Genomic DNA, 22,906 nt, shown 5'->3' with positions numbered 1-22,906 from the left:
GGAAGCTTTGCTATTTTTTAGATAGCTACCAGCGCTTCAAACTTGGCGACCCTACGGGGATTCGAACCCCGGTACTCACCGTGAAAGGGTGATGTCCTAGGCCTCTAGACGATAGGGTCAATTCCTAGAACTTCTGGCCTTGCAGCCAGCCGTCAAAATTTGGTGGAGGTAAACGGGATCGAACCGATGACCTCTTGCATGCCATGCAAGCGCTCTCCCAGCTGAGCTATACCCCCTCTTGACAACACAACATTAATATGTCGCGTTGTGCAGAGCCTCGAATTATAGACAGGTTTTTAGCGGTTTTTCAAACGCGAAAGAATTTTTTCGCGACCCAGCAATTCCAGCACCGCATCCACCGAGGGTGTGTGGGCCGTACCCACGGTCAACACGCGCACCGGCATGGCCAATACGGGCATTTTCACCCCCTGGGCCTTGAGCACGTCCTTGATCGCCGCCGCAATCGCGTCCTTGTTCCAGTCCACGGTTTCCATGGCTGCTGCGAAAGCATCGAGCACCGGCACCGCCGCTTCGGTCACGTGCTTGGCGTAATCCTCGGCATTGCGGTCAACGGCGTCCACATAGAAGACCTTGGCCCAGTGGGCCAGGTCCACCAGGGTCTCGCAGCGGTCCTTGAACAAGGCAGCGATGCGCACCAAGCGATCGTCGGCATCGAGCGCTGCCTCCGACACACCGGCTTGAATCACAAAAGGCTTGACCTTGGCTGCCAGCGCCGTGTCGTCCATGGTCTTCAGGTGCTGGGCATTCACCCAGCGCAGCTTGGCTTCGTCGAACTGGCCGGCGCTGCGCCCCAGATGGTCCAGGTTGAACCATTCCAGGAACTGCTGGCGCGAGAAGATCTCGTCGTCGCCGTGGCTCCAGCCCAGGCGGGCCAAGTAGTTGACCATGGCATCGGGCAGGTAGCCTTCGTCGCGGTACTGCGTCACGGGTTTGGCGCCGTTGCGCTTGCTCATCTTCTCCCCCTGCTCGTTCAGCACGGTGGGCAGGTGGGCGAACACGGGCACGGTCGCACCCAGGGCTTCGAAGATGTGGATCTGGCGCGGGGTGTTGTTGACGTGGTCGTCGCCGCGGATCACGTGGGTGATGCGCATGTCCATGTCGTCCACGCAGACGCAGAAGTTGTACGTGGGCGTGCCGTCGGGGCGGGCGATCACCAGGTCATCCAGCTCGCTGTTTTGGAACTCGATGCGGCCCTTGCACTTGTCCTCCCAGGCCACAACGCCGCCTTTCGGCGTCTTGAAACGCAGCACGGGCTTCACGCCATCGGGGATGGGAGGCAGCACCTTGCCGGGCTCGGGGCGCCAGGTGCCGTCGTAACGGGGCTTTTCCTTGGCGGCCATCTGCTTTTCGCGCAGGGCGTCCAGCTCCTCCATGCTCATGTAGCAGGGATAGACGTGGCCAGCGGCCTGCAACTGTGCCAGCACTTCCTTGTAGCGGTCCATGCGCTGCATTTGATAGAACGGCCCCTCATCGTGGGTCAACTCCAGCCACTGCATGCCTTCCAGGATCACATCCACGGACGCCTGGGTCGAGCGCTCCAGGTCGGTGTCCTCGATGCGCAGGATGAAGTCACCACCGTTGGCGCGTGCGAAGGCCCAGGGGTACAGGGCAGAGCGGATGTTGCCCAGGTGGATGAAACCGGTGGGCGAAGGGGCAAAACGGGTTCGTATTTTTTGTGTCATTGGTAGGTATCCAGTCCGCGGGACAGGTCGGCCTTGAGGTCGTCCAGGTGCTCCAGACCCACGGAAATGCGAATGAGGCCCTGGCCGATGCCGGCAGCCTGGCGCTGCTCTTCGGTCAGGCGGCCGTGCGAGGTGCTGGCCGGATGGGTGATGGTGGTCTTCACGTCGCCCAGGTTGGCCGTAATGCTACACACCTGGGTATGGTCGACCACATGGAAGGCGTTCTTGCGCAGGGCCTCGGCGCCCTGCCCGTGCACGTCGAACGACAGCACGGCGCCACCCAGGCCGTTTTGCTGGCGCATGGCCAAGGCGTGCTGGGGATGGCTTTGCAGGCCGGGGTAGTACACCCGCGCCACCTGTGGGTGGGCCTCCAGCCAGGTGGCCAGTTCCAGCGCCGCCGCGCTTTGCGCCTTGACGCGCAGGGACAGGGTCTCCAGCCCCTTCATCACGGTCCAGGCGTTGTACGGCGCGGCATTCAGCCCGCCGCTGCGCAGGAAGGTGCCCATCACCTTGTCCACCAACGCCACCGAACCACACACCGCCCCCACCATGGTGCGCCCTTGGCCGTCCAGGAACTTGGTGCCTGCGTGCACGACGATGTCGGCACCCAGCTTGGCGGGTTGCTGCAGGATGGGCGTGGCAAAGCTGTTGTCCACCGCCAGCAGCGCCCCATTGGCATGCGCCAGCTGCGCCAGCGCGGCGATGTCGCACAGGTCGGTCAGCGGGTTGGTTGGGGTTTCGGCGAAAAACAAGCGGGTGTTGGGCCGAATGGCGGCCTGCCACGCGGCCACATCGGTCTGCGCGACAAAGCTGGTCTCGACGCCGAAACGCGCCATTTCCGTGCCCAGCAGCTTGATGGTGGAGCCGAACATCGAGCGCGAGCAGATCACATGGTCACCCGCCTTCAGCGTGGTCAGCGCCACCAGCAGGATGGCCGACATGCCGGTGCTGGTGGCCACGGCGCATTCCGTACCCTCCATCGCGGCCAGGCGCTTTTCAAAGCTGGTCACCGTGGGGTTGCTGGTGCGGCTGTAGGTAAAGCCGTCTTCCTGGGCGGCAAAGCGGCGGGCCGCGGTTTCACAGTCGGGCTGCACGAAGCTGCTGGTCATGTACAGCGCCTCGCAGTGCTCGCCCCACTGGCTGCGGGGCAGCGCCTCGCGCACCGCCAATGTGTCGGGATGCAAGCCTTCGGGAAGTGTTCGATGGTTCACGGTGACGATTCCTTGTTCTTGTCGTGGCGGCAGATCCATGCCGCATGCTGCGCATCATTCGAAAAAAGGAGCAGCTTGCGCTGATCAAACAAGCACTTCAAATATGAAATCATTTGAAATGCTTGTAGAACCTGCGCCAGCAGCTCCTCTTTTTATTGTGCACCCGGACTTATCACGCCCGGGCATTTGCTTACTGCTCCTGGGCGTTAGGCAGCGACAGGCGCGAGGTGTCTTCGGATTCTTCCTGGGCACCGGCGTTGCGGCCTTCGTTCAGCGCGGTCACCTCGGCTTCCGAGATATCGCCGGTCACATACACGCCGTCAAAGCACGACGCCTCAAAGCCCTTGACCGCCGGGTTGATCTTGCCCACGGCCTGCTTCATCGCTTCCACGTCCTGGTAGATCAGCGCGTCGCAACCAATGACCTGGCGGATCTCTTCCACCGTACGGCCATGGGCCACCAGTTCGGACTTGGTGGGCATGTCGATGCCGTAGACGTTGGGGTAGCGCACGGGTGGCGCGGCCGATGCCAGGTAGACCTTGTTGGCGCCGGCGTCGCGTGCCATCTGCACGATTTCCTTGGAGGTCGTGCCGCGCACGATGGAATCGTCCACCAGCAGCACGTTGCGGCCCTTGAACTCGCTGCCGATGGCATTGAGCTTCTGGCGCACCGACTTCTTGCGTGCGCCCTGGCCCGGCATGATGAAGGTGCGGCCCACGTAGCGGTTCTTGACGAAGCCTTCGCGGTAGGGAATGCCCAGCAGCTGCGCCAGCTGCATGGCGCTGGGGCGGCTGGATTCGGGGATCGGGATGATCGCGTCGATCTCGCTGGGCGGCACGGTGGAAATCACGCGCTTGGCCAGGGTCTCACCCATGTTCAGGCGGGCCTGGTAGACCGAGATGCCGTCCATGGTCGAGTCCGGGCGCGCCAGGTAAACGTACTCGAACACGCAGGGGTGCAGCTCGCTCTTGGCGGCGCACTGCTCGGTGTGCAGTTGGCCGTCGTTGGTGATGAACACTGCCTCGCCGGGCGCAATGTCGCGCTCGAACTGGTGCAGCGTGCCTTCCAGCGCCACCGATTCGCTGGCCAGCAGGTAGGTGCCATCCGCCGACTTACCCAGGCACAGCGGGCGGATACCAAAGGGGTCGCGGAAGGCCAGCAGGCCGTAGCCAGCAATCAGCGCGATCACGGCGTACGAGCCCTTAATGCGCTGGTGCACGGCACGCACGGCCTTGAACACCTCGTCGGGCGTCAGCGGCGCACCGCTGGTGGCACGGCCGATTTCGTGCGCCAGCACGTTGAGCAGCACTTCGGAGTCGCTCTCGGTGTTGGTGTGGCGGTGGTCGGTCTCGGCCAGTTCCTGGCGCAGCTGCTTGGCATTCGTCAGGTTGCCGTTGTGCACCATCACGATGCCAAACGGCGCATTCACGTAAAACGGCTGGGCCTCTTCCTCGCTGGCCGCATTGCCCGCGGTGGGGTAACGCACCTGGCCCAGACCCACATTGCCGGGCAGCGCCCGCATATTGCGCGTGCGAAACACGTCGCGCACCATGCCCTTGGCCTTGTGCATGAAGAACTTGCGTTCTTGCTGGGTGACGATACCGGCAGCATCCTGGCCGCGGTGCTGCAACAGCAGCAAGGCGTCATAGATCAGTTGATTCACAGGCGCGGTGCTGACTACACCAACGATTCCACACATAGTCGCGTTCCATCTATCTGCGGGATTGCTCCCGCGGTCTTTGCTTGCAGGTGGACGCCGCCATCGGCGCCACCCTCACTCATTCACGTTCCCGGCAGCAGGTGGTCCCACTGCAGATCGAGCGCCGGCAGGATGCTGGCAACCGCATCGCCCAACCAGGGCGCGGCCACCGACTGCGTCCACCAGTCCTGGGTGCGCAGCGAGGTGGACACCACCACCACCGCCAGCACCAGGATCAGCACCACCGCACGCAGCAGCCCGAAAACGGCCCCCAGGGTGCGGTCCACCGGACGCAGGCCAGCCACCTCAATCAACTTCTTGGCCAACGCACTCAGCAGGCCCCAGGCAAACACCGCCACCACGAACGTCAGCACAAAGCCCACGCCGTAGCGCACCGTGCCGTCCCAGCTCTCGAGTGGCAGCCAGGCCGCCACATCGGGGGCAAACAGCCGGGCGATAAAAAAGCCCGCCACCCAGCCGACCAGGGAAAACAGCTCAAACACCAGGCCCCGCCAGGCGCCCAGCAGCATGGACACCAGCAGGATGCCCAGCAACACTCCGTCCAGAAAAGCCATCCGCCTGATCAGCTCCGCGTGTGCGTGATGGCCGGCATCACAAGGTCAGCACCGAAGCCGCCAGGCCCAGGCCCTTGATGCGCGCGGCGGCCTTGTCGGCGTCTCCACGCTGCTCGTAAGGCCCCACCCGCACGCGGGTGCGCTTGCCATCCTTGGTGTCCACCGTCTGGGTGTAGGTCTTCAGCCCCGAGCGCTCCAGCTTGCTGCGCACCTCGTTGGCCTTGGCCGCATCGGCAAAGGCCCCGACCTGGACGATGAAGCGCCCCTGCTTGGCCGCATCAGCCTTGGGCGCCTCGGCCACAGGGCTGCGGCCTTCTAGCAGCGCACGGGCACGCTCGGCATCGCTCGTCGCCGGTTTGGGCGCGGGCTTGGGCTCCGGCTCAGGTTTGGGGGTGGGCTTAGGCTCGGGCTTGGGCTCAGGTTTCGGTTCTGGCTTGGGCTCGGGCTTGTGTTCAGGTTTGGGCTTGGCCACTGGTTCAGGCACAGGGGCCAGACGTGGTGGCTCGGGCGGCTTGGGCATGGCCAGCGGTGCGGGTTCGTTGACCACCAGTTCCTCGCCCTCGCTCAGCGCATTGCCTTGCACGGGTGCCTGGGCCACGGGCGTCTTGGCATCCGTTTGCGCCTGGCTGCCAGGCACCATCAGCGGCGCCACCTGGTTGCGGTCGGGAATCTCGATCGGCACGTCCACGGGAATCGGGCGCGGCTGGGTGTCGAACAGCAGGGGAAATCCGATGACCCCCAGCACCACCAGCACCGCCGCACCAATCAGGCGGTGGCGCGCACGGCGGCGCATGTCGTCCACACTTTCAGCCTGCGCTGCGCGGGACCGCCGCATGGGCGCCTGCTCGCGTTCGTCTTTCTGACCAGGCCAACGGAATTTGAAAAGTGCCATGAAGATGCGTCGCGTAGCGGACCTTATTCGCCCAAATGTTTGGCATGCAGGCGAGGTGGCCCATCTTTCAAAACCTCACCGACCGTGTAGAACGAGCCAAAGACCACAATTCTATCAGCCGGGTCCGCGGCCTGTACGGCGGCGGTCAATGCCGCCTGCGGGCTGGTATACAAGCTGGTCGGCACCTCGCGGCGTGTGCCGCCCGCCACCATCTGCAGGGCGTTCCACTTCTGCTGCAGGTGCACAGCGCTTTCGGCGCGCTCCGTCGGCAGGTCGGTGAAATACCAGCGGTCGATCAACGGCCCCACCTTCAGAAGCATGGGCGCCAGATCCTTGTCGGCCATGGCGCCAAACACGGCATGCGTCGTCGGGTAATAGCCCATGGCATCCAGGTTGGCGGTCAGGGCCGCCACCGAGTGGGGGTTGTGCGCCACATCCAGCACCAGCGTGGGCTGGCCCGGGATGATCTGGAAGCGCCCGGGCAGCTCCACCATGGCCAGCCCCGTGCGCACGGCCTGCGCCGTCACGGGCACGCGGTCGCGCAAGGCCTCGTAGGCGGCCAGCACACCCGAGGCATTCATCAGCTGGTTGGCACCGCGCAGTGCGGGATAGGACAGGCCGGCATAGCGCCGGCCACGACCGGCCCAGCCCCACTGCTGCTTGTCGCCCTCGTAGTTGAAGTCCTTGCCAAAGCGCCACAGGTCGGCGCCGATTTCGGCGGCGTAGTCGATCACGCTTTGCGGAGGCACCGGGTCGCTGACGATCACCGGGCGGCCCGCGCGCATGATGCCCGCCTTCTCGCGGCCGATGGTCTCGCGGTCATTGCCCAGCAAGGCCGTGTGGTCGATGTCCACGCTGGTGATGATGGCGCAATCGGTATCGATGATGTTGGTGGCATCCAGGCGGCCGCCCAGGCCCACCTCCAGGATCGCCACGTCCAGCTTGGCCGTGCTCAGCATGCGCAGGATGGCCAAGGTGGTGAACTCGAAATACGTCAGCAGCACTGCTTCGCCTTGCAGGCGGGCAGCCTCGACCGCCTCGAAGTGCGGCAGAAAATCCTGCGCCTTGGCGATCTCTCCGTGAATCCGGCAGCGCTCCTCAAAATGCACCAGGTGCGGCGAGGTGTAGACCCCGGGCTTGTAGCCCGATTGCAAGGCCACGGCCTCCAGCATGGCGCAGGTCGAACCCTTGCCATTGGTGCCCGCCACGGTGATGACGGGGCAGTCAAACTTCAGCTGCATGCGCTGGGCCACTTCGCGCACACGCTCAAGGCCCATGGAGATGGTTTGCGGATGGATGTGCTCGCAGTGCGCAAGCCATTCGGGAAGGGTGGAGAAAGTGCTGTGCATACGGGGCATGATTGTCGCGCACCCAGGCTTGCAGCATCATCTACACCATGAGTACCACCAAGATTATTCGTGTTTACGGCATCCCGAACTGTGACACTGTGAAAAAAGCGCGCGCCTGGCTGAACGCACACGGCCTGGAGCATGTCTTCCACGACTTCAAGAAACAGGGCGTACCGGCCGACCGGCTGCTGCCGTGGATGCAGGCCGTCGGCTGGGAGAAGCTGACCAACCGTCAAGGCACCACCTGGCGCAAGCTGGATCCGGCCGTCCAGGCCAGCGTGATCGACGAGGCCTCTGCCGCCGCAGTGCTGCAGGCCCATGTCAGCGTGATCAAGCGCCCGGTCGTTGAATGGGCAGATGGGCGCATCACCGTCGGTTTCCAGGCTGACGCCTGGGCCACCGCACTGGGCCTGTAAGCAGCCCAGCGCCTGAGGCGGCATTGACCGGCCCGTGAGCAGGCATTCACCCGCCAGGCCTACACTGCAGGCAGCGCACCACCACCGGTGACAGGTATCGCAAGGAGCAAGTTATGGCACTCACACATTGGTTCATCTGCACAGCGGCGGCCGGCCTGGCCTGCGGCGGCGCCATGGCCCAAGAGCGCGCCCGCGTGCTGTCTGCCGTGCCCGTCGTCCAGCAGGTCGGCATTCCCCAGCAGTTTTGCGAAGATGCCCAGGTCTACAGCGGCGCCCGCACCACCGGCATGGGTGCCGTGGTCGGCGCCATCGTCGGCGGCGTGGCAGGCAATGCCCTGGGCCACGGGGATCGCTACGGCCCGCGCGGCCACTATCAGGGCTCCAACCGTGGCGCCACCACGGCCGTGGGCGCGATTGCCGGCGGCCTGATCGGCCACCAGGTGGAAAGCGCCAACAGCCCGCCCGACTACCAAACCGTGCGCCGCTGCACCAACGAGACGGTGTATCAAAACCGCACCGTGGGCTACGACGTCACCTATGAATATGCGGGGCGCCGCTACACCACGCGGCTGGACTACGATCCCGGCCCCTGGATGCCCATCAGCGTGCAACCCCAGGGCCGCTACAGCAGCAACCCGGCCGGCGCCGCCCAGTTCGTGGGGCCCAGCGGGACCTACCAGTCCGCACCGGCGGGCGGCGTGGTGACGGAAAGCATCACCTACAGCTCGCCGCAACCAGCGATCCCGGTCATCGTGGACATCGGCGGCTACCCGCAGCGCCCGCCGCACGGACACCGCCCACCACCGCCTCCGCCCTACTACTGGCGCTGAGGCAGACACACCAAGCCCCTGATCCAGGGGCTTGTTTGCAGGCGGGCGCCAAAACCCCAAGCACCCCACAGCTGGCCTAAAATGCCCGGCTTCGATCCCAACTTCCGCGACTGCGCATTTCCCATGACCACCGAGCAATTTTCTGGCGTCACCCTGACCACCAAAGCCAATGTTTACTTTGACGGCAAGTGCGTCAGCCACAGCTTCACCCTGGCCGATGGCACCAAGAAGTCGGTGGGCGTGGTGCTGCCTGCCACATTGACCTTTGGCACGGCCGCGGCAGAAATCATGGAATGCGTGGGCGGCGCCTGCGAATACAAGCTCGACGGCAGCGACGAGTGGAAGAAGTCCTCGGCCGGCGAGAGCTTCCACATTCCCGCGAACTCCAAGTTCGACATCCGCGTGACCGAGGCTTACCACTACATCTGCCACTACGCCTGAGCCCCGGGCGTCCGGCCGATCTGAATTTCAAGCCTTTTTAGCCCCTGGCCCTTATTCATCAAGCGCTGGCAGCTATTCATTTAGAGAGAATCTCATGGAAACCATTCTGCAATCCGTACCCGTCGGCCAAAAGGTCGGCATCGCCTTCTCCGGCGGTCTGGACACCTCCGCCGCCCTGCGCTGGATGAAGAACAAGGGTGCCCTGCCCTACGCCTACACGGCCAACCTGGGCCAGCCCGACGAAGCCGACTACGACGAAATCCCGCGCAAGGCGATGGAATACGGCGCCGAAAAGGCCCGCCTGATCGACTGCCGCCCCCAGCTGGCCAACGAAGGCATTGCCGCCATCCAGGCCGGCGCCTTCCACATCTCCACCGGCGGCATCACCTACTTCAACACCACCCCCCTGGGCCGCGCCGTGACAGGCACCATGCTGGTGGCGGCCATGAAGGAAGACGACGTCCACATCTGGGGCGACGGCTCGACCTTCAAGGGCAACGACATCGAGCGCTTCTACCGCTACGGCCTGCTGACCAACCCCGCGCTGAAGATCTACAAGCCCTGGCTGGACAACACCTTCATCGACGAACTGGGCGGCCGCGCCGAAATGTCGGCCTTCATGACCAAGGAAGGTTTCGGCTACAAGATGTCGGCCGAGAAGGCCTACTCCACCGACTCCAACATGCTGGGCGCCACCCACGAGGCCAAGGACCTGGAGCACCTGAACAGCGGCATCCGCATCGTCAACCCCATCATGGGCGTGGCCTTCTGGAAGCCTGAGGTGGAAGTCAAGGCCGAGGAAGTCTCGATCACCTTCGACGAAGGCCGCCCCGTGGCCGTCAACGGCCAGGCAATCGCCGACCCCGTGGCCATGTTCCTGGAACTGAACCGCATCGGCGGCCGCCACGGCCTGGGCATGAGCGACCAGATCGAAAACCGCATCATCGAAGCCAAGAGCCGCGGCATCTACGAAGCCCCCGGCATGGCCCTGCTGCACATCGCCTACGAACGCCTGGTGACCGGCATTCACAACGAAGACACCATCGAGCAGTACCGCATCAACGGCCTGAAGCTGGGCCGTCTGCTGTACCAGGGCCGCTGGTTCGACCCCCAGGCCATCATGCTGCGCGAAGCCTCGCAGCGCTGGGTGGCCCGCGCCGTGACCGGCACCGTGACGCTGGAGCTGCGCCGCGGCAACGACTACTCCATCCTGAACACCGAGTCGCCCAACCTGACCTACGCGCCCGAGCGCCTGTCCATGGAAAAGGTCGAGGACGCACCGTTCAGCCCCACAGACCGCATCGGCCAGCTGACCATGCGCAACCTGGACCTGATCGACACCCGCGAGAAGCTGGCCATCTACTCCAAGGCCGGCCTGCTGAGCGTGAGCAGCGCCAACGCCCTGCCACAACTGGGCAACGACAAGCAGTAATTGCCCTAGCATCGGCTTGGCGTTCGCGCCAAGTCCCCGCCAAGCCGCTGTTACCAGCGGCTTTTTTGTGCCTGAATGCCTGGCGCGGCGTCACATATCTGCCGCAAACCCGCAACATTCGCAAAGAAACTCCGGATTGCGGGCAATCGCGCCTCCTAAAATGCTCTGCACCTTGGCATGCATCGTGCAATGACCAAGCACTCATCCCTCACAGACAAGGAAGACTGGTATGGCAAAGAAGTTTCTGGGCTTGGCCTTGCTGGCCGCATGTGCGACGGTGGCACAGGCCGCCGACCTGAAGGTCGCCATCGACCCGACCTACGAACCGTTCACCTACAAGACCCCCGACGGCAAGCCCACGGGCTTTGACGTGGACGTGGCCAACGCCATCTGCGCCGAACTCAAGCGCAACTGCGTGTTCGTCGAGCAAGTCTGGGACAGCATGATCCCCGGCCTGCAGGCCCGCAAGTACGACGTGATCGTCAGCTCGCTGTCCATCACGGAAGAGCGCAAGCGCGTGATCGACTTTTCCGACCGTTACTACAAGACCCCCAGCGCCATCGTGGTGAAGAAGGGCACGCCCTACACCGGCCCCGCCTCCCTCAAGGGCAAGCGCATCGGCGTGCTCAAGGGCAGCACCCAGGAAAAATGGGCCATGGGTGAACTCAAGCCCGCCGGCGTGACCGTGGTGCCTTACGAAGCCCAGGACCAGGTCTACCTGGACATCAACGCCGGCCGCCTCGATGGCACCGTGGCCGACAAGGTGGAAGTGCATGGTGGCTTCCTGCGCAAGCCCGAGGGCAAGGACTACGGCTATGTCGGCCATGACCAGTACGAAACCAAGTACTATGGCGACGGCATCGGCATTGGCATGCGCAAGGGCCAGAAGGAGCTGAAGGAGCAGATCAATGCGGCCATCAAGACGATCCGCAGCAATGGCACCTACAACACCATTGCCAAGAAGTACTTCGACTTCGACCCCTACGGCAACTAAGCGTTGAAGCTGCCACTGCCCGCTGTCCGGCCATGCCGGCGGCGGGCAGTGTTGTTTAGGAAAAGCGTCCGCACGCATGAGCGATTACTACCTATCCATCCTGCAAGGGGCACTGCTGACCGTAGCGGTGTCCCTGGCTTCGCTGGCCGTGTCCACCATCCTGGGATTGTTGGGCGCCACGGCCAAGCTGTCCGGCAAGCCGCCCCTGGTCTGGATTTCGACGGTCTACACCACCGTGGTGCGCGGCATCCCGGAACTGGTGCTGATGCTGCTGATTTTTACGGCGCCGCGATCGGCATCAACAGCTTCTTTGAGTCCATCGGATCGGACTTCACCCTGGACCTGAACCCCTTCGTCGCCGGCGTGGCCACCCTGGGCTTCATCTACGGTGCCTACATGACCGAAACCTTCCGCGGCGCCATCCTGTCGATTCCCCGCGGCCAGATGGAGGCCGCCTGGGCCTTTGGCATGACGCCGCTGCAGACCTTTGTGCGCATCACGCTGCCACAGATGGTGCGCTACGCCCTGCCCGGCTTCACCAACAACTGGCTGGTCCTGATCAAGGCCACGGCCCTGGTCAGTCTGATCGGACTGCATGACATGACCTACCTGGCCAAACAAGCCAGCGCTGCCACGCGCGAACCCTTTGCCTTCCTGCTGTTTGCGGCCGGTCTGTACCTCGTCTTCACCAGCATCTCGCTGTGGGTGCTCAAGCGCCTGAATGCCCGCTACAGCCTGGGCACGGAAAAGGTGCAGTTATGAGCTGGGACATCATCTTCCAACCCGAGCACCTGGCGATGTACGGCCAGGGCCTGCTGACCACGCTGTGGCTGCTGCTGTCCAGCCTGGGCATTGGCTGCGTGCTGGCCCTGCTGGGCGCCCTGGCGCTGACCAGCGGCAACCTGGTGCTGGAAAAGCTGGTGGGCGCCTTCACCTACTTTGTGCGCGGCACCCCCCTGCTGATCCAGGTCTACCTGATCTACTACGGCCTGGCGCAGCTCGAATGGATCCAGACACGCTGGGACGATGTCTGGCCCTGGACGCACTTCAAGGAGCCGTTCTTCTGCGCCCTGCTGGCGTTCGCACTGAACACGGCCGGCTACACGGCCGAAATGCTGGCCGGCGCCATCCGCGAAACCAATCCCGGCGAGGTCGAGGCCGCGCGCGCCATGGGCATGAGCCGCTGGCAGATCATGCACCGCATCGTGCTGCCCAGCGCTCTGCGCCGCACGCTGCCGCCGTACTGCAACGAGGCCGTGATGATGCTGCACTCCACCAGCCTGGCCAGCGTAGTGCCGGCGCTGACCGATGTGACCGCCGTGGCCAGCCGCATCTACTCCGACTACTACCTGCCGTTCGAGGCCTACCTGGCCGCCGCCGCCATCTACCTGTGCGTGACCTTTGCGCTGATCGGCTTCTTCCGCCTGCTGGAAAAGCGCTTTCTGGCCTACCTCGCGCCCCGCACGCACTGACAACGCACACGCTTTGCACCCATGACATCCACTGCATACAAACTTCAAGCCGAAGGTATCCACAAGAGCTATGGCAGCAACCATGTGCTCAAGGGCGTGACGCTGACGGCCAAGGCCGGTGACGTCATCAGCCTGATCGGCAGCTCCGGCTCAGGCAAATCCACGCTGCTGCGCTGCATCAACCTGCTGGAAAAGCCCCAGCAGGGCCGGATCGTGGTCGCCGGCGAGGAGCTGCAGCTCAAGCCTGGCCGCAATGGCGAGCTGGAGCCCGTCAACCCCAAGCAGCTGCAGATGATGCGCACCAAACTGGCCATGGTGTTCCAGCACTTCAACCTGTGGGCGCACAAGACCGTGCTGCAGAACATCATCGAGGCCCCGGTGCACGTGCTCGGCATTTCCAAGGACGAAGCCGTGGAACGCGCCCGCAAGTACCTGAAGCTGGTGGGCCTGGAAAACCGCGAGGACACCTGGCCCAACCACATGAGCGGCGGCCAGCAGCAGCGCGTGGCGATCGCCCGCGCCCTGGCGGTCGAGCCCGAGGTGATGCTGTTCGACGAACCCACCAGCGCGCTCGACCCCGAACTGGTGGGCGAGGTGCTGCGGGTGATGCAAGTGCTGGCCCAGGAAGGCCGCACCATGGTGGTGGTGACCCACGAAATCGGTTTTGCCCGCGAGGTCTCCAACCACGTGGTCTTCCTGCACCAGGGACTGATCGAAGAACAGGGTGACCCGCGCAGCGTGCTCAGCAACCCGCAGAGCGAGCGCCTGGCGAAGTTCCTCTCCGGCAGCTTGAAGTAGCCGGCAGGCGTCGCCTGTGCGACGCGATGGCATGCAGGCTCACCCTGGTTCTTGATGTACCACACAAAAAACGGGGAACATTTTTTGCTTGTCACGCTCTATCCCTATCATGTACAGACGCACCTGCGTATGGATATGACACCAAGAAGGGAGAGACAAAATGTCGAACATTCCAACACACCCCTCGCACACCATCACGATTGACCGCTTCACCTTCGAGCCCAAGGCCCTGCCGGAAGCCGACGGTCGCTTTCACGCCCAATTGACGGTGGACAGCGGGGAGGGCACCAGCCGCACCCAGCGTTTTTTCACCTTCACCCCCCTGTTCCAGTCGGCAGACCGGGCCATCGCCTATGCCGCGCAACAGGCCTGCGAGTGGATGAAGCAAAAATCGCTGGCCTGAGCACAGGCCCTGTGCCTGCTCAGTGGCACCCGCAAAAAAGCGCTGCAGATGCAGCGCTTTTTTTGTGGGCGCAGACAGCCGCCCTCACACCACCACGGGCTCGGCCTCCAGGCGGATGCCGAAGCGCTCATAGACGCTGGTCTGGATGGCGCGTGCCAGGGTCATGACCTCACCGCCGGTGACGCTGGTGGCCCCGGTGCCGCGGTTCACCAGCACCAGCGCCTGCTTGTCGTACACCCCGGCGTTGCCCACGGCCTTGCCCTTCCAGCCACAGGCATCGATCATCCAGCCGGCGGCCAGCTTGATGCTGCCGTCGGGCATGGGGTAATGCACGATCTTGGGTTCGCGCGCAATGATGTCGCGGCACTGGTCTTCCGTGACCGTGGGGTTCTTGAAGAAGCTGCCCGCATTGCCGACCACGGCCGGGTCCGGCAGCTTGGCGCGGCGGATGGCACACACCCAGTCGAAGATCTGCTGGGCACTGGGGTGCTCCACCCCTTCTTCGGCCTGCTTGCGCTGCAGGTCCAGATAGCCCAGCTCGGGCTTCCAGTGCTTGGACAGGGCAAAGCGCACCGCCGTGATCACGGCGCGCCCGGCCAGCCCCAGCCCCTGGGCCTTGGCCACCGGTGTGCCCGCCGGGGCGGCCGGCGGGTGCTTGAAGATGGAATCGCGGTAGCCAAAGGCGCACTGCGCTGCATTCAAGGTGAAGGTCTGGGCCTGCACCAGGTCCACGGCGTCCAGCTCGTGAAAGCGATCCTGCAGCTCCACCCCGTAGGCGCCGATGTTCTGCACCGGTGCAGCGCCCACCGTGCCGGGCACCAGGGCCAGGTTTTCCAGCCCGGGGTAGCCGTGGGCAATGGTCCACGCCACCAGGTCGTGCCAGCGCACGCCGGCGCCGGCCTCGATGATCCAGTGGCTGTCGGTCTCCGCGGCCAGGGCGATGCCGGGCACCTCCATCTTCAGCACCACGGCGTCCACCACATCCCCGGTCAGGACAATATTGCTGCCCCCACCCAGGACGAAGACCTTGCGGCCACGGTAGAGGTCGCTGCGCACGAACTCCAGCACATCCGCGGTGCTGCGAATGCGCACCAGGGTGTCCGCGCTGGCCACGATGCCGAAGGTGTTGCAGTCCTGCAGGGGGGTATTTTTCTCGACTAACATCCCCAAGATTGTCGCACTGTGCCCCCGCACCTGCCTGCCGGGCACTGCAAGTGCTTTGCCAACACCCCGTTTTAGAAAGATACGCCATGCCATCGTTTGACACCGTGCTGGAAGCCGATTTCGTCGAAGTCAAGAACGCCGTCGACAACACCGCCAAGGAAATTGGCACCCGCTTCGACTTCAAGGGCACCTCGGCCGGCATCGAACTCAAGGACAAGGAAATCACCCTGTTTGGCGATGCCGACTTCCAGTTGCAGCAGGTCGAGGACATCCTGCGCAACAAGCTGACCAAGCGCAACGTGGACGTGCGCTTCATGGACATCCAGCCCAGCCAGAAGATGGGCGGCGACAAGGTCAAACAGACCGTGAAAATCAAGAACGGCATCGAGGCCGAACTGGCCAAGAAGCTGCAAAAGCTCATCAAGGACAGCAAGCTGAAGGTGCAGGCCGCCATCCAGGGCGATGCCGTGCGCGTCACCGGTGCCAAGCGCGACGACCTGCAAGCCGCCATGGCCCTGATCCGCAAGGACCTGGCCGATCACCCGCTGTCTTTTAACAACTTCCGCGACTGAGTGGTGCTCCGTTAGACTGGGGCTCCTTCTGCGCAGTCTGACCGATCACTATGCTGACCCTTCGCTTTCTGCCCACGGCCCTGGCCTTGCTGGCGGCCTCCCAGACCCTGGTGGGTCATGCGCAGTCCGTGGCCCTGACCGGGGTGATGGGCAGCAAGGCACTGCTCATCATCAACGGCGCCCCGCCCAAGGCCCTGGGGCCGAATGACAGCCTGCAGGGCGTGCGCGTGGTGCAGGTGCTCAGCGACAGCGCCGTGGTGGAAGTGCAGGGCCAGCGCCAGACCCTGCACCTGGGCGCCTCGCCGGTCAGCGTGGGCCAGGGCCTGCCCACCGGCAACCGCAAGGTTGTGCTGCGCGCCGACAGCCGCGGCCACTTCCGCGACAGTGGCTTCATCAACAACAAGCCCATGCAGTACATGGTGGACACCGGGGCCACCGCCATCGGCATTGGCCAGGCCGATGCCGAGCGCCTGGGGCTGAACTTCGAAAAAGGCCGCCCGGTCATGGTCCGCACCGCCAACGGCAACACCCAGGGCTGGCACATCCGCCTGGACACCGTGCGCGTGGGCGACATCACCGTCTACGGCGTGGATGCCGTGGTCAGCCCCCAGCCCATGCCGTTCGTGCTGCTGGGCAACAGCTTTCTGTCCCAGCTGCACATGACGCGCCAGGGCAATGAAATGGTGCTGGAGCAACGCTGAGCCATGCCCACCGTGCCACCCTTTGTGCCCTCCCCCCTGCCGCTGAACAGCCGGGTGGAGGACGAAGCCCCCTACCAGGACCTGCTGGGCCTGTGGTCCGACCTCGAAGCGGCCCTGGGCCTGCTGCTGGCGCGCCCGGCGCTGATCCAGCAGTTGCCGCACAAGATCGCCCAGCTCGACACCTGGCTGCAGGAGCTGATCGCCCACGACAGCGACAGCGCGCTGTACCTGATGTTCCAGCTGGCTGGCAGCTCCACCGTCGGCTACAGCGCATCGCACGCCCTGGTCTGCGCCACCCTGGGCCACATCCTGGCCCACGAGTTCCAACTGCCGCCGCACGAGCGCAACGCCCTGGTCCAGGCGGCCTTCACCATGAACGTCGGCATGACCGCGCTGCAGGACCAGCTGGCCCTGCAGCGCGAGCGGCCCAGCGTGGCCCAGCAGGAATCCATCCGCCTGCACCCCAGCGAGGGGCGCCGCCTGCTGGAGGAGCTGGGCGTGGCCGATCCGCTGTGGCTGGATGTGGTCGGCCTGCACCACATCAACACCAGCGCCCGCGAACCGCTGGAGCAGCAACCGCCGGCCGAGCGGCTGGCGCGCATCCTGGCCACCTGCGACCGCTATGCGGCCATGATCAGTCCGCGCCGCAACCGCGCAGGCCGCAGCGTGGCCGAATCGGTGCAGGCCGTCACCGGCCCGCAGTCCAAGCTGTACGAGCAGGCCGGGGAGGCGCTGATCCGCAGCGTGGGCCTGTTCCCGCCGGGCGTCTACGTGGCCCTGTCCACAGGGGAGACCGCCGTGGTGCTGCGCCGCACCCCGCAGGTGGGCCAGCCCTTGGTGGCCAAGCTGCTGGATGCGCGCAAGGTGGCCCTGCGCCAGCCAGAGCTGCTGGCCCTGGACGGCCAGGCCTTGCGCATCAGCCATGCCCTGCCCTCGACCGAGGTGACGCTGCAGATCGACCACCGCACCCTGGTGCGCCTGGGCATGTATGCCGCCCGCTTCAGCGACGGCCTGCAGCAGCTGGTGACCATGCCGGGCATGCGCTGAAGGGCACGCCGGGCCCACCAAAAAAGCCGCACGGGGTGCGGCTTTTTGTTTGAAATTAGATAGCTGTCAGCGCTGAATGGACAAGGGCTGAAGGCCAATTGCATGCATATCAATGCTTGCGCTTGGATTTGGAGGCCGGGGCAGCGAGCGCCGTGGCGGCCTTGTCCTTCTTGCTGCCGATCTTGCTTTCCTGGCCCTTGAGCAGGCGGCCGATGTTCTGCGCATGGCGCCACAGCAGCAGGGCCGACATGGCGATCACTGCCAGCAGCACCGGCTTGTCATAGGTCCACAGGCTGCCGCCCAGCAGGATGTAGTAGACGGGCGCCAGCACCGCCGCCACCAGGGCCGACAGCGACGAGTAGCGCGTGGTGAAGGCCACCGCCAACCAGGTCAGCAGCACGAACAGGCCCAGCCAGCCGCTGAGGCCCAGCAGCACGCCCAGCGCCGTCGCCACGCCCTTGCCGCCCTTGAACTTGAAGAACACCGGGAACAAATGGCCCAGGAAGGCGGCGATGGCCACCAGGGCCAGCGTGCCCTCGTGCAGGCCATGGTCGGGGCCCAGCAGCCGGACCAGCAGCACCGGCACCAGGCCCTTGACCGCATCCAACAGCAGGGTCAGCGCCGCGGCGGCCTTGCTGCCGGAGCGCAGCACGTTCGTGGCACCGGGGTTGCCGCTGCCGTAGGTGCGCGGATCGTTCAGGCCCATGAGCGAGCTGACGATCACCGCAAACGACAGCGAGCCAATCAGATAAGCCGCAACAGCGGCCACAAAGGGAAGTAAGGCGTTCAAGACTGCAATCCTTGCCTGCGGGTCGGCAGGCCTTGTGATGTCGGTGGGTTACGCACGTGCGTGCGGAACCGGCAAAGGCGCTATTGTGCCAGCGCGCATTGCACGGGCTGGGCGCCCAGCAGCTCCACACAAACCCGGGGATCGAGCTGCACCAGAAAGCCGCGGCGCCCGCCATTGATGGCGATGCGCGGCAAATCCAGGATGCTCTGCTCGATGTAGACCGGCATGGCCTTGCGCGTGCCGAACGGCGACGTGCCGCCCACCAGGTAGCCGCTGTGGCGGTTGGCCACCTCGGGCTTGCACGGCTCCACACTCTTGGCGCCAATCTGGCGCGCCAGGTTCTTGGTCGAGACCGTGCAGTCGCCGTGCATCAGCACGATCAGCGGCTTGGTGTCCTGGTCCTGCATGACCAGGGTCTTGACCACGGTGTGCTCGTCCAGGCCCAGCTGGCGTGCGGATTCCGTGGTGCCGCCGTGCTCCACGTAGTCATACGGGTGCTCGGTGAAGGCCACTCGGTGGGCCTTGAGCCACTGGGTGGCCGGGGTTTCACTCACATGGACTTTGTCTTTTTTGGCCATGGCAATGCGCAGAAATGCAGAAAAAACGTGGCAGAGCGCGGTTCATGCGGCCCACCCCAGCACAGGTTGGCGCTGAAGATGAAGCGCAAGGCCGCAGGCCGTGCACCCAATACGCCCGCCAAGGCGAAGCCATGACGTGTCCCTGGGTGCGCGGACCGCGCTTACTGGCCCGGGTCGCGGTACTTCCAGCGGTACAGGTCGATCTGCTCCAGCAGCTCGGGGGTCAGCGTCACGCTCCAGGCGTCGAGGTTGTCCTCGAGCTGGGCCAGGCTGGTCACGCCGATGATGGTGCTGGCCACGCGCCAGTTGCGGTAGCAGAAGGCCAGCGCCAGCTGCGTGGGCGTCAGGCCGTGCGCGCGCGCCAAGTGGTTGTAGACGCGGGCAGCGTCCAGCGCCTCGGGCCGGCCCCAGCGCTGCTTTTGCACCGAGGGGTAGGACAGGCGGGTGCCCTGGGGCGCACGCGGGCCCGTGGTGCCACCGGCGTCGTACTTGCCGGTCAGCAGGCCGATGCCCAGCGGCGAATAGGCCAGCAGGCCCACGTCCAGGCGGTGGCAGCTTTCGTCCATGCCGTTTTCCCAGCTGCGGTTGATTAGGCAGTACGGGTTCTGCACGCTGGCCACGCGCGGCAGGCCGTGCTGCTCGGCCAGGCGCACGAACTCGTGCACGCCATACGGGGTTTCGTTGGACAGGCCGATCGCACGCACCTTGCCCTGCTGCACCAGCTTGGCCAGGGTCTCCAGCTGCGTGTGGATGGAAGTCTGCGTGACTTCCTTGGCCGGGTCGTAGTACAGGTTGCCGAAGGCCGGCACATGGCGCTCGGGCCAGTGGATCTGGTAGAGGTCGATCACCTCGGTCTGCAGGCGGCGCAGGCTGCCCTCGCAGGAGGCGACGATGTCCGCCGCCGTCATGCCCTGGCCGTCACGGATCCACGGCATGCCGCGCGAGGGGCCCGCCACCTTGCTGGCCAGCACCACCTGCTGGCGGGCACCGGGGCGTGCCTGGAACCAGCGGCCGATGATGCGCTCGGTCGCGCCATAGGTCTCCTGGCGTGCCGGCACGGCGTACATCTCGGCCGTGTCCCAGAAGTTCACGCCGCGCTCCAGCGCGCGGTCCATGATGGCGAAGGCATCGGCCTCGCTCACCTGTTCGCCAAAGGTCATGGTGCCCAGGCAGATCGGACTGACCATCAGGTCGCTGCGGCCCAGCCGCACGGGGTTCATCGCTGCAGTGTTCATGGCTGCAAAGTGTAGTGCGCCCCGTCGCGGCCTTGACTGCGGTCACGCGGCAAGCCCCCAATAATTGGGCCATGTACACCGTTTTGCGCCCCGCCACCCCCATCGACCTGCCCCTGCGCCACCTGCGCTACCGGGTGCGCACCTGGGGCCAGCCCCAGGCCGGCGTGCCGCCGCTGGTGCTGCTGCACGGCTGGATGGACGTGGGCGCGTCCTACCAGTTCGTGGTCGATGCCTTCAGCGCCGATTTCTACCGCGGCCGCCACATCATCGCGCCGGATTGGCGCGGCTTTGGCCACAGCCTGCCGCCCGCGCCCTGCGACCACTACAGCTTTGCCGACTACCTGGGCGACCTGGACGCGTTGCTGGACCACTACGCCCCGGACGGCCAGGCCGTGGACCTGGTCGGCCACAGCATGGGCGGCAACGTGGCCATGCTGTACGCGGGCGCCCGGCCGGCGCGCATCCACCGTCTGGTGAACCTGGAAGGCTTCGGGCTGCCGGCCACGCGCCCACAGCAGGCCCCGGCCCGCATGGGCCAGTGGCTGGACGAGCTGCAGCAGCTGCGCGCCGGCGCCATCCAGCTCAAGACCTACGACAGCGTCCAGGACGTGGCCACGCGCCTGCGCAAGACCAACCGCCGCCTGGATGCCGACAAGGCCCTGTGGCTGGCCCACGAATGGGCCGCCCCCGATGCGCAGGGGCGCTGGGCCATCCTGGGCGATGCCGCGCACAAGGTGGTCAACCCCCTGCTGTTCCGCGTGGACGAGGTGCTGGCACACTACGCCGCCATCACCGCGCCGGTGCTGGCCCTGGAAGCCAGCGACGACAGCCTGGGCCAGTGGTGGAAGGACCGATTCGACCTGGCCGAATACCACGCCCGCCTGCAGTCCGTGCCACGCTGCGAGATCGGCCGCATCGAGGACGCCGGCCACATGCTGCACCACGACCAGCCGCAACAGGTGGCCCGGCGCATCGAGGACTTCTGCCGCGCATGAAGTCAGGGTGGCCGGGACGGCCGCTGCAGCGGCGCTGCTGCGGGCGACGCCCCCCGCCTGCAGACGCCCAGGCGGGGCCTTATCGCAAGGACCTGCTGCCTGCCGCTGCGCGCTGCGTCCCGGCCGTCCATCTCCCATAGGCTGGGTCGCGCCAGCGGCTCCAAATCAGAAGCTGCCTGCGTCGGCATTTCAAGGCTTTACGGTACATTTACGCCCAGAATCCTTGATCCGCATACGCAAGCCGCTCTTGTTTTGCGTGTGCCTTCCCTGAAAGCCTGCTGCCATGTGGCTCACTGACCTGTTGCGCAAACTCACCAAAGGCCCGGACGTGGGCGAAACCTTCCGCGACTACATCGGCTGCTATGTCTACGGCACCGAAGTCAGCGGTTCCGGCCAGCCGCAGTACGTGGGCGCGCCCACCACGGTGGCGCAGCTGGAGACCGAGGTGCGCGCCTACCTGCAGGACTTCCTCAGCACCCAGCAGCAGCTGGACAGCCCCGACGCACGCACCGTGCAGGCCCTGCTGGCCGATCTGCCCCAGCGCCTGGCCGCCCACCTGGGGGGCGACATGCAGCAGCCCTTCATCGTGCTGGGCGGGGTGGAGATGTTCGTGCGCAAGGGCGTGCGCCAGCGCCACAAGCAACACGGAAAGTTTGTCGAATAAGCCCCGGTGCGCCCGCTGGCGCGGCCTATAGTTCCAGCTTTGCCACGACCGCCCGTTCCGCGCCCCGTTTGCCCCATGACCGAGACCGCGCAGCCCACTGCCTCCCCTGCCCCGCTGGACCCGCGCCAGTTGCTCCTGCCCGCCATGGCCGCCATGGCCAGCGACGTGGCGCAGTTGCTGCCCCCGGGCGATGCCATGCAGGCGATGCAGGCCCAGCAGGTGCTGCAGCAGCTGGGCAATGCCTCGCGGGTGCTGGGCCTGCAGGGCCTGGCGACCTTCATGCAGGGCCTGCGGGCACCGCTGCAGCAGTTGAGCGCGGGCGGCGAGCCCCTGCCCGGCAAGACCGGGGAACTGCTGGCCCTGGCGGCCCGCGATGCGCAGCGCTTCGTGCAGGCCCTGGAGAACGCCGAGCCCACGTCCCCCCACACCCTGTTTCCCAGCTACCGTGCGCTGATCAAGCTGGGCGGCAAGGACACGGCCCACCCGGCCGACCTCTGGGATGCCCCCTGGCCCCAGACCTCGCTGCCCGCGCCCGAGGACGTGCCCGCCATGGCACCCAGCGTGGCGCTGCGTGCCATCTGGGACCAGCACACGCTGGCCCTGCTGCAGGCCTCCAGCCTGTCCAGCTGCCAGCCGCTGCGCGCTGCCAGCCTGGGCCTGGCCGCCCACGCGCAGGACGGCACCGTCTGGCAACTGGCGGCCGCCTGGCTGGACAGCCTGGAGCAGGAGCTGCTGGAGCTGGACATCTACGCCAAGCGCCTGGCCTCGCGGCTGCTGTCGCACTACGCCAGCTACGCCAAGGGCCAGTCCGCGCCGCCGCCGGCGCTGCTGCGCGATCTGCAGTTCTTCTGCGCCCAGGCCCTGGCCCGTGCCACGCAGCGCGGCGCCAGCCTGCCGCCCACGCTGGCCCGGGTGCAGCAGCACTGCGCCCCGGGGCCGAAGCGC

At 65.5% G+C, this 22,906-nt stretch carries 24 protein-coding genes, 2 tRNA genes and 1 pseudogene; 15 read left to right on the top strand and 12 right to left on the bottom strand.

All coding sequences use genetic code 11. From position 1 onward, the window contains the following. Positions 1 to 43: 43 nt before the first annotated feature. The 8 genes from SJH88_RS13485 to folC form a co-directional block, all read right to left on the bottom strand. Positions 44 to 119 (bottom strand) — tRNA-Glu (locus SJH88_RS13485). 41 nt (positions 120 to 160) lie between these two features. Next, positions 161 to 236 (bottom strand) — tRNA-Ala (locus SJH88_RS13480). A gap of 60 nt (positions 237 to 296) precedes the next feature. Further along, positions 297 to 1,703, bottom strand: coding sequence for a glutamate--tRNA ligase (gene gltX, locus SJH88_RS13475; RefSeq protein ID WP_274754776.1), 1,407 nt, complete (start codon positions 1,701 to 1,703; stop codon positions 297 to 299). Further along, positions 1,700 to 2,914 carry an O-succinylhomoserine sulfhydrylase gene (locus SJH88_RS13470; protein ID WP_210930678.1) on the bottom strand — a complete coding sequence of 405 codons (1,215 nt, stop codon included), beginning with the start codon at positions 2,912 to 2,914 and terminating at the stop codon, positions 1,700 to 1,702. The genes gltX and SJH88_RS13470 overlap by 4 nt, the downstream gene beginning before the upstream one ends. Positions 2,915 to 3,104: 190 nt before the next feature. Next, complete coding sequence (purF, locus tag SJH88_RS13465) at positions 3,105 to 4,613, bottom strand: amidophosphoribosyltransferase (protein ID WP_042413122.1); 1,509 nt, start codon at positions 4,611 to 4,613, stop codon at positions 3,105 to 3,107. An 83-nt stretch (positions 4,614 to 4,696) separates the two neighbouring features. Further along, a complete protein-coding gene (locus SJH88_RS13460) occupies positions 4,697 to 5,188 on the bottom strand; it encodes a CvpA family protein (protein ID WP_274754775.1) in 492 nt (163 codons plus the stop codon). Positions 5,189 to 5,225: 37 nt separating this feature from the next. Then, positions 5,226 to 6,080: an SPOR domain-containing protein gene (locus tag SJH88_RS13455; protein ID WP_274754774.1), complete on the bottom strand. Its 855-nt coding sequence runs from the start codon at positions 6,078 to 6,080 to the stop codon at positions 5,226 to 5,228. A gap of 23 nt (positions 6,081 to 6,103) precedes the next feature. Continuing rightward, positions 6,104 to 7,429 (bottom strand): bifunctional tetrahydrofolate synthase/dihydrofolate synthase, encoded by a 1,326-nt coding sequence (gene folC, locus SJH88_RS13450; RefSeq protein ID WP_042413128.1) that lies wholly within the window; start codon positions 7,427 to 7,429, stop codon positions 6,104 to 6,106. 47 nt (positions 7,430 to 7,476) lie between these two features. Between folC and SJH88_RS13445 the strand changes: the two genes are divergently transcribed. From SJH88_RS13445 to SJH88_RS13405, 9 genes and pseudogenes are all read left to right on the top strand, one after another. Continuing rightward, positions 7,477 to 7,845 (top strand): arsenate reductase, encoded by a 369-nt coding sequence (locus SJH88_RS13445; protein ID WP_043386214.1) that lies wholly within the window; start codon positions 7,477 to 7,479, stop codon positions 7,843 to 7,845. Positions 7,846 to 7,958: 113 nt separating this feature from the next. Next, complete coding sequence (locus SJH88_RS13440; protein WP_274754773.1) at positions 7,959 to 8,675, top strand: glycine zipper 2TM domain-containing protein; 717 nt, start codon at positions 7,959 to 7,961, stop codon at positions 8,673 to 8,675. A gap of 123 nt (positions 8,676 to 8,798) precedes the next feature. Beyond that, on the top strand, positions 8,799 to 9,116 hold the full coding sequence (gene ppnP / locus SJH88_RS13435) for a pyrimidine/purine nucleoside phosphorylase (protein ID WP_183301453.1): 318 nt from the start codon (positions 8,799 to 8,801) through the stop codon (positions 9,114 to 9,116). 94 nt (positions 9,117 to 9,210) lie between these two features. Next, positions 9,211 to 10,548 (top strand): argininosuccinate synthase, encoded by a 1,338-nt coding sequence (gene argG, locus SJH88_RS13430; protein WP_234688133.1) that lies wholly within the window; start codon positions 9,211 to 9,213, stop codon positions 10,546 to 10,548. Positions 10,549 to 10,777: 229 nt separating this feature from the next. Then, positions 10,778 to 11,542: a transporter substrate-binding domain-containing protein gene (locus tag SJH88_RS13425; RefSeq protein WP_043386147.1), complete on the top strand. Its 765-nt coding sequence runs from the start codon at positions 10,778 to 10,780 to the stop codon at positions 11,540 to 11,542. A gap of 76 nt (positions 11,543 to 11,618) precedes the next feature. Next, positions 11,619 to 12,304, top strand: a pseudogene (locus SJH88_RS13420) (ABC transporter permease). Continuing rightward, on the top strand, positions 12,301 to 13,014 hold the full coding sequence (locus tag SJH88_RS13415; RefSeq protein WP_042413135.1) for an ABC transporter permease: 714 nt from the start codon (positions 12,301 to 12,303) through the stop codon (positions 13,012 to 13,014). Before SJH88_RS13420 ends, SJH88_RS13415 begins: the two are co-directional and overlap by 4 nt. Before the next feature lie 21 nt (positions 13,015 to 13,035). Then, complete coding sequence (locus tag SJH88_RS13410) at positions 13,036 to 13,812, top strand: ABC transporter ATP-binding protein (RefSeq protein WP_042413137.1); 777 nt, start codon at positions 13,036 to 13,038, stop codon at positions 13,810 to 13,812. A gap of 160 nt (positions 13,813 to 13,972) precedes the next feature. After that, positions 13,973 to 14,215 carry a hypothetical protein gene (locus SJH88_RS13405; protein ID WP_042413139.1) on the top strand — a complete coding sequence of 81 codons (243 nt, stop codon included), beginning with the start codon at positions 13,973 to 13,975 and terminating at the stop codon, positions 14,213 to 14,215. 84 nt (positions 14,216 to 14,299) lie between these two features. Here the strand turns inward: SJH88_RS13405 and murB are convergent, their stop codons facing one another. Then, on the bottom strand, positions 14,300 to 15,379 hold the full coding sequence (gene murB, locus SJH88_RS13400) for a UDP-N-acetylmuramate dehydrogenase (RefSeq protein WP_043386140.1): 1,080 nt from the start codon (positions 15,377 to 15,379) through the stop codon (positions 14,300 to 14,302). A gap of 86 nt (positions 15,380 to 15,465) precedes the next feature. Here murB and SJH88_RS13395 point away from each other — a divergent pair, with 86 nt between their 5' ends. From SJH88_RS13395 to SJH88_RS13385, 3 genes are read left to right on the top strand one after another with little or no spacing between them, the layout of a single operon-like run. After that, entirely contained in the window at positions 15,466 to 15,951 is a 486-nt protein-coding gene (locus SJH88_RS13395; protein ID WP_043386137.1) for a YajQ family cyclic di-GMP-binding protein, read from the top strand. A 50-nt stretch (positions 15,952 to 16,001) separates the two neighbouring features. Then, complete coding sequence (locus SJH88_RS13390; RefSeq protein WP_210930667.1) at positions 16,002 to 16,652, top strand: retropepsin-like aspartic protease family protein; 651 nt, start codon at positions 16,002 to 16,004, stop codon at positions 16,650 to 16,652. Between the two features lie 3 nt (positions 16,653 to 16,655). Further along, positions 16,656 to 17,699: an HD-GYP domain-containing protein gene (locus SJH88_RS13385; protein WP_260675258.1), complete on the top strand. Its 1,044-nt coding sequence runs from the start codon at positions 16,656 to 16,658 to the stop codon at positions 17,697 to 17,699. 109 nt (positions 17,700 to 17,808) lie between these two features. Here SJH88_RS13385 and plsY read toward each other — a convergent pair whose 3' ends face one another. From plsY to SJH88_RS13370, 3 genes are all read right to left on the bottom strand, one after another. Next, a complete protein-coding gene (gene plsY, locus SJH88_RS13380; RefSeq protein ID WP_274754772.1) occupies positions 17,809 to 18,489 on the bottom strand; it encodes a glycerol-3-phosphate 1-O-acyltransferase PlsY in 681 nt (226 codons plus the stop codon). An 80-nt stretch (positions 18,490 to 18,569) separates the two neighbouring features. Then, positions 18,570 to 19,067 carry a Cys-tRNA(Pro) deacylase gene (ybaK, locus tag SJH88_RS13375; RefSeq protein ID WP_270152225.1) on the bottom strand — a complete coding sequence of 166 codons (498 nt, stop codon included), beginning with the start codon at positions 19,065 to 19,067 and terminating at the stop codon, positions 18,570 to 18,572. Between the two features lie 161 nt (positions 19,068 to 19,228). Next, a complete protein-coding gene (locus SJH88_RS13370; RefSeq protein WP_274754777.1) occupies positions 19,229 to 20,287 on the bottom strand; it encodes an aldo/keto reductase in 1,059 nt (352 codons plus the stop codon). A gap of 86 nt (positions 20,288 to 20,373) precedes the next feature. Between SJH88_RS13370 and SJH88_RS13365 the strand changes: the two genes are divergently transcribed. The 3 genes from SJH88_RS13365 to SJH88_RS13355 all read left to right on the top strand — a co-directional run. Further along, positions 20,374 to 21,297: an alpha/beta fold hydrolase gene (locus tag SJH88_RS13365; protein ID WP_274754771.1), complete on the top strand. Its 924-nt coding sequence runs from the start codon at positions 20,374 to 20,376 to the stop codon at positions 21,295 to 21,297. Positions 21,298 to 21,580: 283 nt separating this feature from the next. After that, positions 21,581 to 21,961, top strand: coding sequence for a hypothetical protein (locus tag SJH88_RS13360; protein ID WP_274754770.1), 381 nt, complete (start codon positions 21,581 to 21,583; stop codon positions 21,959 to 21,961). A gap of 75 nt (positions 21,962 to 22,036) precedes the next feature. Further along, on the top strand, positions 22,037 to 22,906 hold an 870-nt coding region (locus SJH88_RS13355), incomplete at its 3' end, for a FimL-related protein (RefSeq protein WP_479680505.1).

Origin of the sequence: Comamonas sp. GCA5 (assembly GCF_036541385.1) — a bacterium.
Taxonomy (GTDB): Bacteria; Pseudomonadota; Gammaproteobacteria; order Burkholderiales; family Burkholderiaceae_C; genus Comamonas; species Comamonas aquatica.
The sequence above is the reverse complement of the archived record's forward strand: the minus strand, read 5'-3'. Positions and strand labels throughout refer to the sequence as shown.

What these genes read in the sequence shown, in the direction of transcription:
- SJH88_RS13460 (WP_274754775.1), bottom strand. Translation starts at nt 5,188, where the DNA reads ATGGCTTTTCTGGACGGAGTGTTGCTGGGCATCCTGCTGGTGTCCATG.
- SJH88_RS13370 (WP_274754777.1), bottom strand. Translation starts at nt 20,287, where the DNA reads ATGAACCCCGTGCGGCTGGGCCGCAGCGACCTGATGGTCAGTCCGATC.
- SJH88_RS13455 (WP_274754774.1), bottom strand. Translation starts at nt 6,080, where the DNA reads ATGGCACTTTTCAAATTCCGTTGGCCTGGTCAGAAAGACGAACGCGAG.
- folC (WP_042413128.1), bottom strand. Translation starts at nt 7,429, where the DNA reads ATGCACAGCACTTTCTCCACCCTTCCCGAATGGCTTGCGCACTGCGAG.
- SJH88_RS13390 (WP_210930667.1), top strand. Translation starts at nt 16,002, where the DNA reads ATGCTGACCCTTCGCTTTCTGCCCACGGCCCTGGCCTTGCTGGCGGCC.
- gltX (WP_274754776.1), bottom strand. Translation starts at nt 1,703, where the DNA reads ATGACACAAAAAATACGAACCCGTTTTGCCCCTTCGCCCACCGGTTTC.
- SJH88_RS13440 (WP_274754773.1), top strand. Translation starts at nt 7,959, where the DNA reads ATGGCACTCACACATTGGTTCATCTGCACAGCGGCGGCCGGCCTGGCC.
- SJH88_RS13385 (WP_260675258.1), top strand. Translation starts at nt 16,656, where the DNA reads ATGCCCACCGTGCCACCCTTTGTGCCCTCCCCCCTGCCGCTGAACAGC.
- ppnP (WP_183301453.1), top strand. Translation starts at nt 8,799, where the DNA reads ATGACCACCGAGCAATTTTCTGGCGTCACCCTGACCACCAAAGCCAAT.
- purF (WP_042413122.1), bottom strand. Translation starts at nt 4,613, where the DNA reads ATGTGTGGAATCGTTGGTGTAGTCAGCACCGCGCCTGTGAATCAACTG.
- SJH88_RS13395 (WP_043386137.1), top strand. Translation starts at nt 15,466, where the DNA reads ATGCCATCGTTTGACACCGTGCTGGAAGCCGATTTCGTCGAAGTCAAG.
- SJH88_RS13365 (WP_274754771.1), top strand. Translation starts at nt 20,374, where the DNA reads ATGTACACCGTTTTGCGCCCCGCCACCCCCATCGACCTGCCCCTGCGC.
- argG (WP_234688133.1), top strand. Translation starts at nt 9,211, where the DNA reads ATGGAAACCATTCTGCAATCCGTACCCGTCGGCCAAAAGGTCGGCATC.
- SJH88_RS13405 (WP_042413139.1), top strand. Translation starts at nt 13,973, where the DNA reads ATGTCGAACATTCCAACACACCCCTCGCACACCATCACGATTGACCGC.
- SJH88_RS13410 (WP_042413137.1), top strand. Translation starts at nt 13,036, where the DNA reads ATGACATCCACTGCATACAAACTTCAAGCCGAAGGTATCCACAAGAGC.
- SJH88_RS13445 (WP_043386214.1), top strand. Translation starts at nt 7,477, where the DNA reads ATGAGTACCACCAAGATTATTCGTGTTTACGGCATCCCGAACTGTGAC.
- SJH88_RS13360 (WP_274754770.1), top strand. Translation starts at nt 21,581, where the DNA reads ATGTGGCTCACTGACCTGTTGCGCAAACTCACCAAAGGCCCGGACGTG.
- ybaK (WP_270152225.1), bottom strand. Translation starts at nt 19,067, where the DNA reads ATGGCCAAAAAAGACAAAGTCCATGTGAGTGAAACCCCGGCCACCCAG.
- SJH88_RS13415 (WP_042413135.1), top strand. Translation starts at nt 12,301, where the DNA reads ATGAGCTGGGACATCATCTTCCAACCCGAGCACCTGGCGATGTACGGC.
- SJH88_RS13425 (WP_043386147.1), top strand. Translation starts at nt 10,778, where the DNA reads ATGGCAAAGAAGTTTCTGGGCTTGGCCTTGCTGGCCGCATGTGCGACG.
- murB (WP_043386140.1), bottom strand. Translation starts at nt 15,379, where the DNA reads ATGTTAGTCGAGAAAAATACCCCCCTGCAGGACTGCAACACCTTCGGC.